General features: G+C 69.9%; 18 protein-coding genes and 1 tRNA gene. 8 read left to right on the top strand and 11 right to left on the bottom strand.

The features are described 5' to 3' along the window. Window positions 1-32: 32 nt before the first annotated feature. The 5 genes from CMO28_RS14140 to CMO28_RS14120 form a co-directional block, all read right to left on the bottom strand. On the bottom strand, window positions 33-1,670 hold the full coding sequence (locus CMO28_RS14140; RefSeq protein WP_296714508.1) for a PAS domain-containing protein: 1,638 nt from the start codon (window positions 1,668-1,670) through the stop codon (window positions 33-35). 235 nt (window positions 1,671-1,905) lie between these two features. After that, on the bottom strand, window positions 1,906-3,219 hold the full coding sequence (gene gltA, locus CMO28_RS14135) for a citrate synthase (protein WP_062761940.1): 1,314 nt from the start codon (window positions 3,217-3,219) through the stop codon (window positions 1,906-1,908). A gap of 226 nt (window positions 3,220-3,445) precedes the next feature. Next, window positions 3,446-4,342: a phytanoyl-CoA dioxygenase family protein gene (locus tag CMO28_RS14130; RefSeq protein WP_296714506.1), complete on the bottom strand. Its 897-nt coding sequence runs from the start codon at window positions 4,340-4,342 to the stop codon at window positions 3,446-3,448. Then, on the bottom strand, window positions 4,339-4,983 hold the full coding sequence (locus CMO28_RS14125) for a c-type cytochrome (RefSeq protein ID WP_296714505.1): 645 nt from the start codon (window positions 4,981-4,983) through the stop codon (window positions 4,339-4,341). Before CMO28_RS14125 ends, CMO28_RS14130 begins: the two co-directional genes overlap by 4 nt. A gap of 58 nt (window positions 4,984-5,041) precedes the next feature. Continuing rightward, complete coding sequence (locus CMO28_RS14120; RefSeq protein ID WP_296714503.1) at window positions 5,042-5,908, bottom strand: hypothetical protein; 867 nt, start codon at window positions 5,906-5,908, stop codon at window positions 5,042-5,044. Between the two features lie 177 nt (window positions 5,909-6,085). On the opposite strand from CMO28_RS14120, the gene CMO28_RS14115 reads away from it, so the two are divergent. The 3 genes from CMO28_RS14115 (at window position 6,086) to CMO28_RS14105 (ending at window position 8,386) form a co-directional block, all read left to right on the top strand. Then, window positions 6,086-6,514, top strand: coding sequence for a PaaI family thioesterase (locus tag CMO28_RS14115; protein ID WP_296714501.1), 429 nt, complete (start codon window positions 6,086-6,088; stop codon window positions 6,512-6,514). A 113-nt stretch (window positions 6,515-6,627) separates the two neighbouring features. Continuing rightward, complete coding sequence (locus CMO28_RS14110; RefSeq protein ID WP_062761936.1) at window positions 6,628-7,074, top strand: HIT family protein; 447 nt, start codon at window positions 6,628-6,630, stop codon at window positions 7,072-7,074. 4 nt (window positions 7,075-7,078) lie between these two features. Next, a complete protein-coding gene (locus CMO28_RS14105) occupies window positions 7,079-8,386 on the top strand; it encodes an adenylate/guanylate cyclase domain-containing protein (protein WP_296714496.1) in 1,308 nt (435 codons plus the stop codon). 31 nt (window positions 8,387-8,417) lie between these two features. On the opposite strand, the gene CMO28_RS14100 is transcribed toward CMO28_RS14105, so the two are convergent. After that, window positions 8,418-9,287, bottom strand: coding sequence for an RNA pseudouridine synthase (locus CMO28_RS14100; RefSeq protein WP_322111355.1), 870 nt, complete (start codon window positions 9,285-9,287; stop codon window positions 8,418-8,420). A gap of 138 nt (window positions 9,288-9,425) precedes the next feature. On the opposite strand from CMO28_RS14100, the gene CMO28_RS14095 reads away from it, so the two are divergent. Continuing rightward, window positions 9,426-9,794: a RidA family protein gene (locus tag CMO28_RS14095; protein ID WP_014746551.1), complete on the top strand. Its 369-nt coding sequence runs from the start codon at window positions 9,426-9,428 to the stop codon at window positions 9,792-9,794. A 24-nt stretch (window positions 9,795-9,818) separates the two neighbouring features. Next, window positions 9,819-10,283 (top strand): NUDIX hydrolase, encoded by a 465-nt coding sequence (locus tag CMO28_RS14090; protein ID WP_296714491.1) that lies wholly within the window; start codon window positions 9,819-9,821, stop codon window positions 10,281-10,283. On the opposite strand, the gene CMO28_RS14085 is transcribed toward CMO28_RS14090, so the two are convergent. Both CMO28_RS14085 and CMO28_RS14080 read right to left on the bottom strand, forming a co-directional pair. Then, window positions 10,273-11,469: an aromatic ring-hydroxylating oxygenase subunit alpha gene (locus CMO28_RS14085; protein ID WP_296714489.1), complete on the bottom strand. Its 1,197-nt coding sequence runs from the start codon at window positions 11,467-11,469 to the stop codon at window positions 10,273-10,275. The two genes, CMO28_RS14090 and CMO28_RS14085, sit on opposite strands and share 11 nt — an antisense overlap. After that, window positions 11,435-12,136, bottom strand: a complete 702-nt coding sequence (locus CMO28_RS14080; protein WP_296714487.1) for a TetR/AcrR family transcriptional regulator — start codon at window positions 12,134-12,136, stop codon at window positions 11,435-11,437. Before CMO28_RS14080 ends, CMO28_RS14085 begins: the two co-directional genes overlap by 35 nt. Before the next feature lie 115 nt (window positions 12,137-12,251). Here CMO28_RS14080 and CMO28_RS14075 point away from each other — a divergent pair, with 115 nt between their 5' ends. Together CMO28_RS14075 and CMO28_RS14070 are read left to right on the top strand one after the other, a co-directional pair. Beyond that, entirely contained in the window at window positions 12,252-13,058 is an 807-nt protein-coding gene (locus CMO28_RS14075; protein ID WP_296714484.1) for an enoyl-CoA hydratase/isomerase family protein, read from the top strand. Window positions 13,059-13,147: 89 nt separating this feature from the next. Then, window positions 13,148-14,068, top strand: coding sequence for an HNH endonuclease (locus CMO28_RS14070; protein WP_296714483.1), 921 nt, complete (start codon window positions 13,148-13,150; stop codon window positions 14,066-14,068). On the opposite strand, the gene CMO28_RS14065 is transcribed toward CMO28_RS14070, so the two are convergent. Continuing rightward, on the bottom strand, window positions 13,968-15,152 hold the full coding sequence (locus tag CMO28_RS14065) for a class I SAM-dependent methyltransferase (RefSeq protein WP_296714481.1): 1,185 nt from the start codon (window positions 15,150-15,152) through the stop codon (window positions 13,968-13,970). The genes CMO28_RS14070 and CMO28_RS14065 overlap by 101 nt on opposite strands. A gap of 112 nt (window positions 15,153-15,264) precedes the next feature. Further along, window positions 15,265-15,513: a hypothetical protein gene (locus CMO28_RS14060; protein ID WP_296714479.1), complete on the bottom strand. Its 249-nt coding sequence runs from the start codon at window positions 15,511-15,513 to the stop codon at window positions 15,265-15,267. A 516-nt stretch (window positions 15,514-16,029) separates the two neighbouring features. Between CMO28_RS14060 and CMO28_RS29930 the strand changes: the two genes are divergently transcribed. Next, window positions 16,030-16,389, top strand: a complete 360-nt coding sequence (locus tag CMO28_RS29930; RefSeq protein ID WP_416370972.1) for a tyrosine-type recombinase/integrase — start codon at window positions 16,030-16,032, stop codon at window positions 16,387-16,389. A 151-nt stretch (window positions 16,390-16,540) separates the two neighbouring features. Here the strand turns inward: CMO28_RS29930 and CMO28_RS14055 are convergent. Then, a tRNA-Arg gene (locus CMO28_RS14055) sits at window positions 16,541-16,617 on the bottom strand. Between the last annotated feature and the right edge of the window lie 206 nt (window positions 16,618-16,823).

Here is a 16,823-nt window from a genome sequence, read left to right as displayed (position 1 = left end):
GGAAACTCGGGTCCGAGCCTGACCCGTCCGGGCTATGGATGCAAGCCGGTCTCCGGTTTCGCCGCATCCGACGGGTGGGGGCCAGGATCGACCGCAAGCGCACCGTTGATGCGCACCACCTGCCCGTCATCGTCGAAACCGGGGGCTGCGGCACCATGCATCCGCACGATCCGGCCATCGATGCGCAGCAGGCGGAAATCGAGCGCCGACACCGTGCCGCGCCGGGCCCGGCGCAATGCCTCCCGCACCCGCGGACGGTCTTCCGCCAGCACCATGGCCTGGAATTGCGGCGCATCGATCACCCCGTCGGGCGGGCTGTCCAGCCCGAAGGCAGAGAACAGCTCGTTTGCGCACCAGACCCGGGGCGCGCCGATCGGCCAGCTCCAGGACGCGATGCCCGCCAGCGACTGGATCTCGGTCAGGGATCGCAGCCGGTCATCGGCCCGACGCAGCGCCACCTCGGTTTCGGTGATGTCGTGGATCAGGCCGGTCGAGCGGCCCCCCTCGGGCAGGCCCCCGCCCACCACCCGCAGATAGCGCGGCGCGCCACCGCTCTGCGACGGCACCGTCAGCACCATGTCGAGCGCGCCGCGGCGCCCCGCCCCCAGATCCGCCAGCGCCGCGAGCAGCGCCTGGCGTTCCGGGGCGGCGATCCGTTCGAACAGATCCGCCGTGCCGATCACGCCGATACCGAGTGCCGGCAGCCCGGGCAGAACGCTGACATGGCGCGTGCGCGCGTCATGCTGCCAGACGGCCGCCCGCGCAAGTTCCAGCCCGCGCATCACTGTCGCATCGCCCTCTCGGGGGCGCGCACCGGCCGCGTCCTGCCGGCGGGCAGGCGCGAGCAGCAGAGCCGCGGCCGCACCGGCCAGCAGGCCGATCAGCAAACCGGAGCCCAGATTGCCCGCCAGCCATCCCCAGCCGGCCTCGGCCGGGGCGATGGTGCGGGCCGCGATCAGCCGCAGGGGGAAGGCATCGACCTGCCGTTCCACCAGATCCGCATCGGCCGTGGCCGGGCGCCCGCCGGTCACCACGATCCAGCCGCCCGCCGCATCGGCAAGGGTGACCGCGGTATCGCGGTCGGGGATCAGCTGGTCGGCGATCTGCCGGAACACGGATCGGCCGAGCAGCATGACCACCACACCCTCGGGCCGTCCGCTGCGGCCGGCCTCCGACGGGTCGCCGATCGGACGACTGAGCACCACCCGGTCCCGGTCGGCTGCGATGAACAACCCGCTTGCCATCAGCCTTGGAACGGCGTCGGGCGGGGGTGGGGTGGTGCGGTCGTGAACGGTGACCGCCAGCAGGCCCGAGGGAGCCAGGGGCAGAACCTCCCCCAGCTGTACCAGAATCCGGCCGGCGCCATCGGTCACACGCAGGGTGCAGCCCTGAAGGTCCGGCGCAAGCTGCGCGTGAAGCCGGGTGGCGAGGTCGGTCTCTTTGCCCCCGCGAAGCAGGGGTTCAAGCTCCAGCGCCAGGCGATCGAGCCTTGCCGAGGCGCCACGCAGCAGTCCGGTGATCGCAATCTCTGCCGATGCGGCATCGCGGCCCAGCTGTCGCGTGGCCTCCGTCACTGCATCCCGCCGCTCATCCTCGACCCGTACGAGCTGGATCAGCGCCAGGCCGATTGCGGCCATCGCGAATGTCAGCCCCCAGATCCGTCGATCCATCCGCCGGACGACCTCCTGCCTCGTGGAGGCGCCTTGAACGGCCCTCCCCGATCACAGATTAACATCGCAGGCGCCGGCGCGCGACGGTCGCATTCACTGCCATCACACACGCGCAGAGCGCGATTCGCATAACTGCAGGATGCAGAATCACCCCCGAAACGACACCACCCCCGGAGCATTGCTCCGGGGGTGGTGCAGGCCGGGGTGGCGCAGACGCGGGATGGGGCGGGCCGGATCAGCGCGCGTTCATCGCCACATAGTCGCGGGCGGCAGCGCCGGTATAGAGCTGACGGGGACGACCGATCTTCTGGGTGGGATCCTCGATCATCTCCTTCCACTGGGCGACCCAGCCGACGGTGCGGGCCACCGCGAACAGCACGGTGAACAGGCTGGTCGGGATGCCCATGGCACGCAGGATGATGCCCGAATAGAAGTCGACGTTCGGGTAGAGCTTGCGCTCCACGAAGTACTCGTCCTCCAGCGCGATCTTCTCGAGCTTCATGGCGATGTCGAGCAGCGGCTCGTCCTTGATGCCCAGCTCGCCCAGAACCTCGTGGCAGGTCTGGCGCATGATGGTCGCACGCGGATCGAAGTTCTTGTAGACGCGGTGACCGAAGCCCATCAGGCGGAACGGATCGTCCTTGTCCTTGGCGCGCTTCACGAACTCGCCGATCCGGTCGGCCGAGCCGATCTCTTCCAGCATCTTGATCACCGCCTCGTTGGCGCCGCCATGAGCGGGGCCCCAGAGGCAGGCGATGCCGGCCGCGATGCAGGCGAAGGGATTGGCACCCGACGAGCCGGCGAGGCGGACGGTCGAGGTCGAGGCGTTCTGCTCGTGATCGGCGTGCAGGATCAGGATGCGATCCATGGCCTTGGCCAGAACCGGGTTCACCTCATAAGTCTCGCACGGCACCGAGAACATCATGTGCAGGAAGTTCTCGGCATAGCCCAGGTCGTTGCGCGGATACACGAAGGGCTGACCGACGGAGTACTTGTAGGCCATCGCCGCGATGGTCGGGACCTTGGCGATCAGACGATGCGAGGCGATCATACGATGCGCCGGATCGTTGATGTCGGTGCTGTCGTGATAGAAGGCCGACATCGCGCCGACCACGCCCACCATCACCGCCATCGGATGCGCGTCGCGACGGAAGCCCGTGAAGAACTTCGTCAGCTGCTCGTGCAGCATGGTGTGACGGGTGATGTTGCGCTCGAAGGTCGCGTATTCGTCCTTGTTCGGCAGCTCACCGTTCAGCAGCAGATAGGCGACTTCCAGAAAGTTGCTCTGGGTGGCGAGCTGGTCGATCGGATAGCCCCGATGGAGCAGCTCGCCCTTGTCGCCGTCGATGAAGGTGATCTTGCTCTCGCAGGACGCCGTGGCCATGAAGCCGGGGTCGAAGGTGAAATAGCCGGTCTTGCCGCCGAGGGTGCGGATATCGATCACCTTGTTGCCCGCGGTGCCGCCGAAGATCGGCAGCTCGTGGCTCTGTCCGCTGATATCGTCGGTGATGGTGACGGTACCAGCACGGACGGCGGTGTTCTCGGTCATGCGGTAAGACTCCTTGAGCCGCTCCGCGCGACACCGCGCGGAGGCGTCGACTGGGTATAATGTCGGCCTGAATATAGCCCTCGGCACCAAAAGCACAATGGCAAGGGTGCCGGCGCAACGGGGTTGCGCGGAATTTCATAGATTTGTTCACACGATTTGAACGCAATCAATCCACGTTCAAATTAACTCTCGCGTTTAATTCGCCACACATGCCTCGGGCGATTTTTTATTGAAATTCTTGCGCGAGAGTTTCAATCGGCAGACGATCGGGGATGCGCTCCATGCGTGCATAGGTTCCGAGTGCGCGGAGGATCAGATCCACACGCGTCTGCATGTCCGGCGGCGTGTCCGGCCGGATCAGCGGTTCAGCCACCGGGTCGAAGGCCGTGTTCTGCATCTCGATCGCAATGCTGATCCGCGGTCCGGCAGCGTCCGCCCGGGCACGCCCCGACCAGTGATAGAGGTCCTGCCGCCAGCCCAGGACCGATCCGGCAGCGGCGGGTAGTGCCAGGCCGATCTCTTCGGGCTCCTGCGGCAGCCGCCCCTCGGCGATCAGGGTCTCCAGCGGCGCCGGCAGGCCGCGTTCCACCTCGCGCGGCACCACCCGCATGCAGCCATTGTCGAGCCCGGCATCGGCCAGCGGTATCCAGAAGCTCAGGGTCATGTGGATGCCGCCCGGAAACACGCTTCGTCCGATCAGATCCCGATGCCCCGGCCAGCCGCGGGCCCCATCGACCGGCGGCACGACCCAGGCCCAGAGATGCGGCAGCACCGCGAACCGCTCCCCCAGCAGATGCGCGGCAAGCGGCGCCAGGGCGGCCTGCAGGGCCCAGGCCTGATCGAACACATGAATGAAGACCGGCGGCCATCCGGCCGTCTTCAACCGCAGCAGGCCACGGCGCAGATCGTCGATAAGCCCGGCCGGCAGCACCGGCGGCAGCGCAAACCAGCCATGGTCGTGCAGCCCGTCGGCGGCCCGGGCCAGATCTTCCTCACCCAGCCGCGCGGGAGAGACAGCAGCCTGCCCCCCGATATCGAGCCAGGGCACCAGCCGCCGCCAGCCCGCCGGATCGGCGAGGCGGGGGTCGGCAAAGGACGGTGACGTCATGCGGGGCGCGGTCATCGGGCCATGCCTGCCGAAATGCGGTCATGGGCGGCGCGAATATCGGCCGGCCAGCGGCTCTTGATGAAAGACAGCACGGCCCAGATCTGGTCGTCGCTCAACCGGTCGCGGAAGGCCGGCATGTCGCTTTCATAGCCCGGTGGTGCAAACGGCCCGGGGCCGAGCGCCGTCAGGGCAAAGAGGTGCTGGTCCGGGTGATGCCAGCTATGGCCTGTGGCGTCGTGCGGCGGGGCGGGCAGGCGCCCCGAGGGCAGGCGGGTTCGCCAGTCCTCTGCCCCTGAGAGGTCTGCGCCATGGCAGGCGGCACAGGCATCGGCATAGATCGCCGCCCCCTCGCGCACTTTGCGGGGGTCGTCGGGATCGAGCTCCGACGGCATTTCGGCAAGGGCCGCATAAAGTGCCGCCCGTGCCTCCGCATCGGAGCCTGAGGCATCGGGGAAGCTGCGGACCACATGGCCGGCGGCGCGATATTCAAGGCCGAGCAGCCGCCGCAGCGGCCTATCGACTTCCAGCGCCACGACAGCCGCAGCACCCAGCCCTGCCGCCAGGGCCAGGCCCAGGGCAAGCGACCGCCGCCGCCGCGCATGAAGGCCGGGGCGGGCGGGAACGGACGGCGCGGATCTGTGCTCGTGACGGGCCATGCCTGCAGCATCGCCGACCCGTGCGCCGACGGCAAGGCCACCGCAGACGTGGCGTCGATCAGTCGCGCCGGCTCCAGATCAGGCGATGGACGCCATCCGGTGCCTCGGCCGCCACCGGCGGCGTGAAGCACAGCTCGGCCAGCCGCAAGCCCAGGAAGTTCAGGGTCAGCGGCGGCGCCTCTCCGCCCAGATCGGCCTGGGCAAAAGCCCAGAGCCCCGCATGGCGGGGGCCGGCGTAATCGTCGTCGAGCACCAGATCGAGGCAGGCGAAACAGCCGCCGGGATGCAGCGCCTCTTCGGCCGCCTCGATGACCGCCGAAATCGCCGTCTTGGCGCTGCGGCCCAGGCCGCGCAGGATCAGCACTCCGTCGAGCCCCACCGGCCAGTCCTCGCCGGCCAGGGCGGCACCGAACTCCGGCGCGCCTTCGGCCAGATGGCTGAGATCCAGCCCCTCGCCGAAGCTTCGGACGAAGCCGGCATCGCCGCCCAGCACCAGCCAGCGCCCCGCCGGAGCCAGGGCCGCGGCCGCCCAGGCGCCGAGGGTCGGATCCAGGATCGGCCAGTCGAGCCGCGGCGGCGCTGCGGGCACACCGCCGCCCAGCACCACGGCGGCAGCCCGGGCCACCTCGCCGGCATGGTCCGCCAGTTGAACGCGGCCATCTTCTTCAAGCTGCACCAGGCCCTGGGCGCCAAGCGCCGCAAGCTGGGCCAGCAGGCGATCGACCGGCAACCCGACCGCGGCGGCCAGTTCGGTCGGATCCGCCCGACCGGCGGCCAGCCGCTCGAACGTCCCGCCCCGGATCGCTTCGGCCAGGGCACGGGTCGCGGCCCAGCCCAGTGCCGCATCCAGTCCGGCGGCCGCACCGCTCATCGGTCGTGTGGGCGCAGCCGTCCCTGCTGCGGCCGTCATCTCGATCGCCGTCATCCGTCCCCCGTCGCGGCAAGTGATCCCGATCCCGAGAGTAGACACCACCCCTTTGAAAAACAACCTGTGATCTATTTTCCAGCAGGCGAATCGCGCCGCATTACCTGCGGGGTCATGGAGTCCGGCATGGCAGGGGTGGCGAGATGGAAAACCACACCCCATCCGAAAGGCCGCGCCATGACCCCGACCGCCGCGATCGACCCGCACATCGAAACCCTGGTCCGCAAACTGCTGATCGCCTCGCCCATCGCCCGCCATCTGGGGATCACGGTCACCCGTCTGGCACCCGGCGACGTGCGGTTGCGCCTGCCCTTCGCCATGGAGAACGTCACCGTCGACAGGATCGTCCATGGCGGGGTCATCGCCACCCTGGCCGATATCGCCGGGGCCGCCGCCTCTTTCTCAGGGGTGGACCCGACCACGGCCCGCGGAGGTGCCACACAGACCCTGGTCGTCAACTATCTGCGCCCGGCCGATGGCTGCGATCTGGAAACCAGCACCCGGGTGCTGTCGCGCAGCCGCAGCGGCACGGTGACCTCGGTCGAGATCCACGACCCCGACGGGCAGCTCATCGCGCAGGCGACCGTGACCAGCCGGATCTGGTGACACGCACGGGCTTCGGTCCGGCGGGCGCGTCGGACTATACTCTCGGGCGCGTATCAATGCGGGCCGCGGCGCATCCCCTGCGCCGCTCCCCTCCGCCGCGAACGGACGCCCCGATGACCGATACCCCGACCACCTGCCTGTTCTGCGCCATCGCCGATGGCCGCCTGCCCACCCATCTCGTCCATCAGGACGAGGAGATCATGGCCTTCATGGACATCCAGCCCATCCGGCCCGGCCATACCCTGATCATCCCGCGGGCGCATCATGCCTATTTCGAGGATCTGCCGCCCGCCACCGCGGCGCGCATCGTCGATCTCGGCCAGCGTCTCGCCCGCGAAATGAAGCGGATCTGGCAGGTGCCGCGGGTGGCCTTCGCCTTCACCGGCATCGATGTCGCGCACACCCATGCCCATGTCTTCCCCATGGTCGAGGTGACCGACGTACTCTCAAAGCGTCAGATCGCCGAGCCCGACATCACCGTCCGGCCCATGCCGCGGGCGGAACCCGCCGAGCTTGCCGGCATCGCCGCACGCCTCGCCGATGCCGTCCGGCAGGGGTAGGCCTTTGGCGCCGCCGCCCTCGGACGGGATCGATGCCGCGGAACGCGCGGCCGAGCGGCTGGGCGGCTGGCTGCGCATCGCCATTTCGGCCGTGCTGCTCTGTTCCCTGGTCGGGCCGCTGCTGATCCTGCAACCGGCGATGATCTTTTCGGGGGCGGTCAGCACCCGGCTGGTCATCGCCCTTACAACCCTGATCGCTTTCGGCCTGGCCGGCGGGGCCGGTGTGCTGCTGGCGCGGCGGGGCCGCTACCGGCGCTGGATGGCCTGGGTCTTCCCCGCCGTCGATGCCGGCCTGCTCTGCGCCTCGGTCCTGGCCGGGCTGGTGCTGACCGCCCTGCCCGGGGACTACGCCCTGATGCTGACCGCCGTCTGGCTGGCGCCGGTCATCCTGGCGATCGCGGCACTCCGCCTCAGGGCCGGCGCGATCCTGATCGCCACCGCCATGACCGTGGCGGCGCTGGGCCTGCCGATGCTGGCCGACGGCACGGTCGCCCCCGATCCCGCAGCACTCGCCGACGAGATCAACGGCATGCATGCCATGCCCCCAAACCTCGCACGGCTGGTCATGCTGGCACTGGCCGGCGGCGTGCTCGCCTTCGCCGCCCGGCGCAACCGTCGGATCGTCGCCCGGGCAGTGGACGAGGCGGCGCGCGCCGGTCGGCTCGGCCGTTTCCTGCCGGCCCAGATCGCCGCCGATGTCGGACAGAGCGGCGGCGACCCGACGGAGCTGGGCGGACGGCGCCGGCTCGCGATGATCTTCGTCGATCTGCGCGGTTCCACCACGCTCGCCGAAAGACTGGACCCACAGACCGTGGGCCGGTGGATCGGCGACTATCGCGCCCGGGTCCGCCGCGTGGTCACCGCCCATGGCGGGCTGGTCGCGGGCTTCGTGGGCGACGGCATCCTGGTCCTGTTCGGCGCGACCGGGCCCGAGGCCCCCGATGCCGGCGCGGCCGCGGCCCTCACCGCCGCCGGAGAGGTGGCATCAGACGTCAGTGCCTGGGCGCGCGAGGCCCTGGCCGCCGACGGGATCGGCACCGCCCTGCCCGACCCGGCCGTGGCGGTCGCCGTGCATGCCGGCACGGTCTATTGCGGCCCGGTCGGCGACGACGAGCGGCTGGATTACACCGTGCTGGGCGACCCCGTGAACGTCGCCGCGCGGATCGAAAGCATTGCGAAGGAACGGGGACTTGCGGTGGTGGCGAGCGACACCGTCATCGACCTTGCCGGCCGCCCCGCCGGGTGGCGATCGATCGGGCTGTGCCCCCTGCGCGGCCGCAGCACCGGCATGACCTGCCACACCCCCGGCTAGAAAACGAGGCCGGAATACGAGACGGGGCCGTTCAGCGGCCGCCGAAACCGCCGCGGCCGGAACCGGGGCCGCGCGGCGCCTCGAAGCCGCGACCACGGCGGCTCTTCAGCTTCTCCACCGGCTCTTCATCGGCAGGCGCCGTCTCGGCAGCCGCCAGTGCCTCGGCGCGCTGACGGCGGGCGAAGGCATCCTCGGCGGCCCCGTCCATGCCGACCTCTTCCAGCGCCCGGCGCATATGGCCCGGCACCGGCGCCACCGCCTCGACCGGCGGCTGATCGGGGTAGAGCGGCAGGGTGATCGCCCGGGCATGGAGCAGCATCGGCCCCAGCTTCGTGCGCATCTCGTCGGCGAAGGCCTCGCCCACGCCCTCGGCATAGACCGGGTCGCCGACCAGCGGGCAGCCCAGATGGGCCATGTGCACGCGGATCTGATGGGTGCGGCCGGTGCGCGGGCGGCATTCGATCCAGGCCCGGCCGCCGGCTTGGCCCAGCACCCGCCAGTCGGTCACCGCCGCCTGCCCGGTGGGATCGACCACCATTTTCCATCCCCGGCCGGGGGTACGCTTGGCCAGCGGCGCATCGACCCGCCCCTCCGGCGCCTTCGGCACGCCGTCGGTTACGGCCCAATAGACCTTTTCGACCCGCCCGCCCTGAAACATCCGGCCAAGCCTGGCCAGCGCCCGGCGATTGCGCCCCAGAACCAGGCAGCCGCTGGTGTCGCGATCCAGCCGGTGGGCCAGCGACGGCTGCTCCTTATAGCCGAAGCGCAGCGCGTCGAGATAAAGCTCCAGATTGGGCCCGCCGCGCGGGCCGGCATGGACCGGCAGCCCGGCGGGTTTGTCGATGATCACCACCAGACGATCGCGGTGGAGCACGCGGGCGCGGATTTCCGTGGGAGTCATGGGCGGCGCGGGCTCCGGAAGCTTGGCGGCGGGACGGCCCCACTGGTACACCTATCCCGGGCCGGGCGGAACCCCCATCCGGCCCCCGTCATTCCACTGCCTCTCCCCGCAGGCGGGAGACTTCCAGGAGCCGATCCCATGACCGACGCCACCAACCCCGATATCCGCCGCATCGACACCGGTCCGCGGATGAGCGACGCGGTCGTCTACAACGGCATGGTCTGGCTGGCCGGCCAGGTCGGCACGCCCGGCAAGAGCGTCGCCGAGCAGACCGCCGACGCGCTGGCCGAGGTCGACGCCCTGCTGGAGAAGGCCGGCAGCGACCGCAGCCGCATCCTTCAGGCGATCATCTGGCTGGCCGACATGGCCGATTTCGCCGAGATGAACGCGGTCTGGGACAAGTGGGTCGTGCCCGGCCATACCCCCGCCCGCGCCACCGGCGAGGCGAAGCTGGCCGCGCCGGAATACCGGGTCGAGGTGATCGTCACCGCGGCCGTGAAGCCCTGAAGCCGTGAATCCCCGAACAGGCCGATGACCGCACACCGCCGCCGCCCGGTCGCCCGGCTCTTCGTCGTCGACGGGGACGGGCGGATCCTGCTCTTCCGCTTCACCTTCCTGTCGGGCCCCACGGCCGGCCAGGGCTGCTGGGCCACGCCCGGCGGCGGGGTGGAGCCGGGCGAGAGCTTCGAGCAGGCGGCCGTGCGCGAGCTGTACGAAGAGGTGGGGCTGGTGGTCGACCACCCCGGCCCTGCCGTCTTCGAACACGAGGTCGAGCTGCGGATGAGCGATGGCGAGATCGTGCTCGCAGAAGAGCGCTTCTTCCTGATCCGCCTGTCGGGCCGCCATACCCTGGTCCGGGACAACTGGACCGAGCTGGAACGCCGGGTGCTGGCGGACCACCGCTGGTGGCACCCGGCCGAGCTGATCCATGCCGACGCGCCGGTCTATCCGGCCGACATCCCCGGGCTTCTCAGGGCGGCCGGCCTCACCCTCTGAGTCTGGCCAGTTCCGCCTCCAGCTGATCGTGGAAACGGGCGGCGGCGAATTCATAGCCGCCGAAAAGCAGGGTGTCGTTGGCGCCGGAGGCGAGCGTCGACCAGGTCGATTCCGCCAGCGCGTAATCCTCGCCCAGCGCCGCGCGATAGATCTCGACATTGCGCGCCCAATGCCGGGCGGCCTTTTCAGTGTCCGGGGCCGCCGGAATCAGCGCCACCTCGCGCAGCACGCATTGCCCCGGCCCCGCCGGCTCCACCCGGGTCACCTGGGCGTGATCGGGCTGGACCAGGATCAGGGTGTTGGGGAAGACGAAATAGAAGATGTTGCCCCAGTCACGGGTGACGAAGCTTTCGGCCGCCGGCGGCTCTGCCGGATCCAGCCCCGCCTTGACCAGATAGAGCCGCCGGTTCAGGCCGAACTCGTCGATGACCTGAAGATTGTCGGCGAACATGGGCGCGATCGTGTCCCGGTGGGCGATCTTGAAGTGATAGGCCTCGAACGAGCCATCGAGCACCAGCTTCCAGTCGCAGGCGAGCGGCAGATCGCGCGGGGCATGGGGAACATGGCTTGCAAAGCCCAGCGCCTCCAGATCGTCGGCGACCCCGGAGAGCAGCGGATCGACCGGCCGATCGGCGAGGCCCGGATCGGTCACCACCCAGATCAACCCGGCCCGCTCGGCCACCGCAAGCCGGACCAGCCCGCGGCCGGCACGGTCCAGATCCGGAAAGCCATAGGCCTTGGGCAGCGCCTTGAGCGCGCCGTCGGTGCCGTAGGTCCAGGCGTGATAGGGGCAGGTGAAACTGCGCCGGCCGGCACCGCAGCCGTCGGCCGCCGGGCGCACGCCCCGATGGCGGCAGGCATTGATGAAGGCATTCACCCGGCCCGTCTCGTCGCGCACCAGCAGCACCGGCACGCCCGAGATGTCGCGGGCGATCCAGTCGCCGGGCTTCGTCATCTCACCGGCCGCGGCGGCCACCTGCGGGAAGCGCCGGATCAGCCGCTGCTCCTGCGCCAGCCGTGCCGGATCGGCATAGCGTGCAACCGGGTTTGCGAACTGCGCCGCCGGCATCTCGGGCCGGCCGGCCGCAAGGCCGGCACAGGCGCGGCGCAGCAGCTCCAGCCGGTCGGCAATGTCGTGGCCGGGCGACGGATCAGCCGGCAGGCTGCCGGCGGGGGTCAGGCTCATGGGCGCGTCCTCCGGAAAACAATGCCGTCCGGGCCGCGGCGGCGATCGCCGCAACGAAGCCGGCATCCTCGGCCAGTACGGCATCTTCCGGCCGCATCTGGGCAAAAGTGGGCCTGACCGCCAGGCCATAGGCGAAGGCACCGAGCAGCAGGGTCAGCGGCACCACCGCCGGCCCGGGCGCCACCAGCCCCGCCGCCTGCCCCGCCGAGATCTCGTCGCACATCCGCGTGACATAGGGCTTGAGCGGCAGATGGCGGGCGCGGCCGACCCGGTCGACATTGTCCAGCAGCTCGCGCAGCACCAGCCGCGCCGCCGCCGGCCGGTCGGCCGTCCACCGGGCCTGAACTTCGATCATCGCCGTCAGACGATCGCGAGGGTCGGCGCCGGCGACATCGAGCGCCGCCACCAGCAGCCCGTCCGCCTCTGCCGCCACCCGCTCCAGCACCGCCGCGTACAGCCGCGCCTTGCTGGGGAAATGATGCAGCAACCCGGCATTACCCAGGCCGCAGGCACGGGCAAGGGCCGCCACGCCGATGCCGTGAAAGCCATGCTCGGCGAAGGCCGCCTCTGCGGCCTCGATCAGGCGGATGCGGGTTTCCTCCCCACGCTCTCGACGTGTGGGGGCGGAGGGCTCGGCCGTGTGGGTAAGGGCAGGGCTGTGTGTCATGGCCTCATTTAACCAACCGATCGGTCGGTCTGTAAAGACCCTGATTGCAGAGCGCTGGCCTGCAGCTCGCCGACGCGGCAGGATCCCGGGCACAACAGGACCAGGAGACGCAGCCATGCCCGTCGCACCCCCCGCCTATGCCTCCGCAACCGGCGCCGTCACCATCACCACCGCGGGCGTGATCGCCACGGTGCGCTTTGCGCGGCCGGACCGGCGGGTGAACCCGCTGTCGCCTGCCCTGCTCCACGATCTGGCGGATGCCGCCCGCCATCTGGCCCGGCGACCGGATATCTCCGTCGCCATCCTGACCGGATCCGATACCGCTTTCTGCGGCGGCTTCGACCTCAAGGATGATGGTGTCGCAGCCCTGGCCGAGGCTTCGGACGAAGCCCTGGCCGAACTCGTCGCCCGGGCCGGTGGCGAGGCGGTCGAGGCCTGGACATCGACCCCGCCGGTCACGATCGCGGCGGTCGAAGGCTATGCCCTGGGCGGCGGGCTGGTGATGGCGCTGTCCTGCGATTTCCGGGTGGCGCGCAGCGGTGCCCTCTTCGGCCTGCCCGAAATCGACCGCGGCATCACGCCCGGCTGGGGCTGCCTGCCGCGGCTTGTGGCGGCCATCGGCCTGCAGCCGGCCCGCCGGATGGCGATCCTGGGCGAACGGCTGACGGCGGAGCAGGCGGCACCGCTCGGCCTGGTCGACCGCATCGCCGACGGCGCGACCCCGGCCCTGGATCTCGCCCGGGCCATGGCGGCGGAGCTTGCCGTCAAGCCGGCGACACCGCTCAGGATGAACAAGCGCATGCTGAATGCCAGCGCCATCGCCCCTCTGACCCCGGCCTCGCTGGTCGATGTCGACCAGTTCACCGGATCGGCACGGGGGGCGGCCTTCCGCACCGAGCGCGCCCGCTTCGCCGGCGGCTGAGGGGCCTGGTCGAACCGCCACCTGCTGCTGTATCCTTGCCGCATTCACAACTTCCAATGGTTGATGCGGCAGGGAGAACCCGGCGGGTCATGGTCAAGGCGGTGTTCACGACCAGAGTGTCGCCGAGCTATGACGACCTGCCTGAGCGCTATTACCATTTCCCGCGCAGCTATCTGCGCCAGGTCGAGGCGGCGCTCGGCGACTGGATCGTCTATTACGAACCTCGCCGACGTTCGGCCGATCCCGGCAGCCGCGGCGGCCGGCAGGCCTATTTCGCCATCGCCCGGGTGGCCGGGATCGAACCCGACCCGGTCCGGCCCGATCACTTCTATGCCCGGATCGACGGCTATCTCGATCTCGAACACCCCGTTCCCTTTCGGGCGGGCCCGGGCGACACCTATGAACGCAGCCTGACGCGACAGGATGGCGGCACCAGCAAGGGCGCTTTCGGCCGTGCGGTGCGCAATCTGTCGGATGCGGAATTCGATCGCATCGTTACCGCCGGCTTCGGTCGGCTGATCGCCCCACCGGTGACCGTCTCGCAAACGGCGACACCCTTCGACGGCTTCGGCGAGGCGCCGGCCATTTTCGAGGATGCCCCGCCCCGCCCGATGATCGAGCGCCTGGTCACCCGCCCCTTCCGCGACCGCGCCTTCGCGGATGTCGTGCGCCGCGCCTATGGCCGGCGCTGCGCAATGACCGGCCTTGCCCTTGTCGATGCCGACGGTTTGGGCGAAGCCGAAGCCGCCCATATCCGGCCGGTCGCCGATGACGGGCCGGATTCGGTACGCAACGGCCTGGCCCTGACCGGCACGCTGCACTGGATGTTCGATCACGGTCTGGTCTCGGTGGACGAGGATCACAGCCTGCTGCTCGATCAGGGCCGGGTGCCGGACACGATCCTGCGGATCATCCATCCCGACCGGCGTCTGGTGGTGCCGGATATCCCGGATCTCCGGCCGCATCCGGAATTTCTGCGCTACCACCGCAGGACGATCTTTCGCGGCTGAACGCCCCGGTTCGGCAGACCAGATCGATCCGATAGCCGGCACCGCCCCCGGTCGCGTAGTCGAGGGGGCCGGCATGGGCCGCCAGCCGGGCCAGAAACAGCCGGGCCGCTTCCTCCCCCTGCAAGGCCTCTTCCGTTGGCCCCAGCCAGTTCACCAGCAGACAATATCCATCCGCCGGCCAGAGCCCGGCGATCCGGGCCGCAAGCCGGTCGATTTCGGCCGCGGTCAGGAAATAGAGCACCTCGGACAGAATGATCAGATCGGCGGCAAGCGCCGGCCAGCCTTCCGGCAGCTCCGCCCGCAGGAAGGCCACATTCGGCCGGTCGGCACAGCGGCGGGCGGCGATCTCCAGCGCCACACCGGACACATCGATCCCGATCACCCGATCAGCGGTTACCGCCAGCAGCCGCGTCAATTCGCCGATCGAACAGCCCGCCTCGATCGCAACCCGCCAGCGACGCGCCGGCAGCGCGGCCAGGCGGGCATCGGGGGCCGCCTGACGGATGAACAGCGACAGGTCGCGACGCAGGCGTTCCACCGGCTGGTCGGTCATATGGGCATCGGTACCGAGGGCCGCCTCGGACAGCCGCAGCACCTCGACGCAGACCTCTTCGACCAGTTGGCGAGCCAATAGCGCATCGGTGACCGCAGCGTCGATGCAGGCGGCGGATACGGATATGTCTGCACCAGCCGCTTCAATCGCCAGCGCCACCACCTCCAGCCGCGAGACCGCGGCCTGAACCAGCCCCACCGCCCGCGCAAGGCGGGCAAGCTGAAACGGGTCGTCAAGTCGCCGTCGGGCCTCCAGCCTGCGACGCCAGGCCTCGGTCAGCGCCTGGGCGCCGCCCAGATGGGCCACGCAATAGCGCCAGATCCCACCGTCGAAATGGGGCGGGCGCTGATAGTCGCCGGGCCCACCGAGCAGCGCCCCTGGCCCGACCTCAAGGCCGGTGAAATCGTGCCGGCCCGATGCCGTCGCCCGCATGCCGGCCGCCCGCCAGTCCTGGCGCCGATGCCGGCGACGGTCCGCGACCGGCAGCAGCGCCAGACGCGTGGCCGTCTCCTGCCCCAAGCGGAAGGTCACCACTGCCTGCGTGACCAGGCCCAGCCCGGACGCGAAGCGTTTGGCCCCGGTGAAGCTCAGCCGGTGTGGGGCATCCGCGGCGGTGGACGGCGCGGCCGTCAGCGGCGGCTGATCATCGGCCCCCCCAGACGCCGAGCAGGCCGCCGGCCCGCACCCCGGCCGCCATCTCCACGATCTGCGCCGGACCGCCATGCAGCGTCACCAGCTTCACCGCATCGATATGCCCCTCGACCAGCCGTGCGACCGGCAGGCTGGCGCGCCCCAGGCGAAGCAGCAGGTCGAACGCCATCCGCGTGGCCTGCGGATCGCGGCCGAGCCCCAGGCCGGAACCACCCTCCGCAGGCGGCAGGCAGGCGGTCAAGACCCCCACCTCCCGCAGCCGGCCGATCTCGAGGCCCAGATCCCAGCCTTCACGATCCGCTGTCGCCGCCCCCCTCGATAGCGGCCAGGGTGCGGGAAAGCAGGGTGCGGGAGAGCGCATCCATTGCCACGTCTGCCGTCATGGCATCTCCTGAAGCGGGCGATCGGCCCATCCTGCTACGTCCCGTCCTGCTGCGTCCCGTCCTGCGGCGCCACCCTCCGGCTGCGCGATCCGGCAAAATGTCCTTCGAAGCCGCTCCATCGGAGCAGCGGCGCCGGATCGGCACCGGCGGCGAGAAGCCGGCGCCCCCTGCCCGCAAGGCGGCCCGCAACCACAGCATACCCAGAGGCTCAAAATCCTCGTCGGCCGGATGATCCCCCGCCACCAGACCAGCGGCCAGGGTATCGGGCAGCCCACCGGCCGCCCGGCCGGTCAGCCGGCACGAGGTCACCACCCGCACGGCAGGATCGTGACGCACCGGCAGACCATGGGCGCGGATCCGGCGAGCCCATATGGGTGCCCGTGCACCGCAGACTGAAAGAGATCCTGGACGCAACGCCCCGGACATCGGAGACGATCGTCACCGGGGCGCGGGGCAGGCCCTTGACGGTCGAGGGTTTCAAGACCGTCTTCTTTCGCCTGCGCGACAGGCTGCAGGCAGAGGGCCGGATCCGGCCGGGCCTGACCTTTCACGGCGTCCGCCACACCGCCGCCACCATACTTGCAGACGTGGGGTGCGATGAACCGGACATCATGGCCATCACCGGGCACAAGTCCACGGCGGCCCTGCGAAAGTATATCGAGCAGGCGGATCGGAAGGCCCGGGCGGAGAAGGCAATCAGGCGACTGGAGGGGGCGCCGGCCGGCATGGAATAAGCCCCACGCCGTGCAAATTTGCATCGGATCCGCAGCACGGTGGCCGAACAAGGTCAGAGCACAACAGGCCCCCGAGAGGCTCCGGCTGTAAAACGCCTCCGGGCAAAACTGTAAAGCCCGTGACATGCAACAAACTAAGCTCTTGGAAATATGGCGTCCCCGGCAGGATTCGAACCTGCGACCCCAGGATTAGGAATCCTGTGCTCTATCCTGCTGAGCTACGGGGACACCGGGCGCCTCCGGGCGGGCGGGAGCGAGGCTCCGGCAGGCCGGGACGGGCGGCTGCTCTTAGGTAGCACGAAATCCCGGTGGCACGAAAGCCCCGTCGGGCCAGGCGGCAGGGCAATCGGGTGAAACTGTGCGTGACAGGACGGAAAAAGTCTGAATCTCTCGTTGTCGACGTTGCTGGCTTGGGAGGGATGAATGGAACCGTG

Origin of the sequence: Tistrella sp., assembly GCF_002684955.1 — a bacterium.
Lineage (GTDB): Bacteria > Pseudomonadota > Alphaproteobacteria > Tistrellales > Tistrellaceae > Tistrella > Tistrella mobilis.
The sequence above is the reverse complement of the archived record's forward strand: the minus strand, read 5'-3'. Positions and strand labels throughout refer to the sequence as shown.

Excerpts from the sequence above, each read along its gene's own strand:
- CMO28_RS14140 (WP_296714508.1), bottom strand. The coding sequence starts at position 1,670 with ATGGATCGACGGATCTGGGGGCTGACATTCGCGATGGCCGCAATCGGC.
- gltA (WP_062761940.1), bottom strand. The coding sequence starts at position 3,219 with ATGACCGAGAACACCGCCGTCCGTGCTGGTACCGTCACCATCACCGAC.
- CMO28_RS14130 (WP_296714506.1), bottom strand. The coding sequence starts at position 4,342 with ATGACCGCGCCCCGCATGACGTCACCGTCCTTTGCCGACCCCCGCCTC.
- CMO28_RS14125 (WP_296714505.1), bottom strand. The coding sequence starts at position 4,983 with ATGGCCCGTCACGAGCACAGATCCGCGCCGTCCGTTCCCGCCCGCCCC.
- CMO28_RS14120 (WP_296714503.1), bottom strand. The coding sequence starts at position 5,908 with ATGACGGCGATCGAGATGACGGCCGCAGCAGGGACGGCTGCGCCCACA.
- CMO28_RS14115 (WP_296714501.1), top strand. The coding sequence starts at position 6,086 with ATGACCCCGACCGCCGCGATCGACCCGCACATCGAAACCCTGGTCCGC.
- CMO28_RS14110 (WP_062761936.1), top strand. The coding sequence starts at position 6,628 with ATGACCGATACCCCGACCACCTGCCTGTTCTGCGCCATCGCCGATGGC.
- CMO28_RS14100 (WP_322111355.1), bottom strand. The coding sequence starts at position 9,287 with ATGACTCCCACGGAAATCCGCGCCCGCGTGCTCCACCGCGATCGTCTG.
- CMO28_RS14095 (WP_014746551.1), top strand. The coding sequence starts at position 9,426 with ATGACCGACGCCACCAACCCCGATATCCGCCGCATCGACACCGGTCCG.
- CMO28_RS14090 (WP_296714491.1), top strand. The coding sequence starts at position 9,819 with ATGACCGCACACCGCCGCCGCCCGGTCGCCCGGCTCTTCGTCGTCGAC.
- CMO28_RS14085 (WP_296714489.1), bottom strand. The coding sequence starts at position 11,469 with ATGAGCCTGACCCCCGCCGGCAGCCTGCCGGCTGATCCGTCGCCCGGC.
- CMO28_RS14080 (WP_296714487.1), bottom strand. The coding sequence starts at position 12,136 with ATGACACACAGCCCTGCCCTTACCCACACGGCCGAGCCCTCCGCCCCC.
- CMO28_RS14075 (WP_296714484.1), top strand. The coding sequence starts at position 12,252 with ATGCCCGTCGCACCCCCCGCCTATGCCTCCGCAACCGGCGCCGTCACC.
- CMO28_RS14070 (WP_296714483.1), top strand. The coding sequence starts at position 13,148 with ATGGTCAAGGCGGTGTTCACGACCAGAGTGTCGCCGAGCTATGACGAC.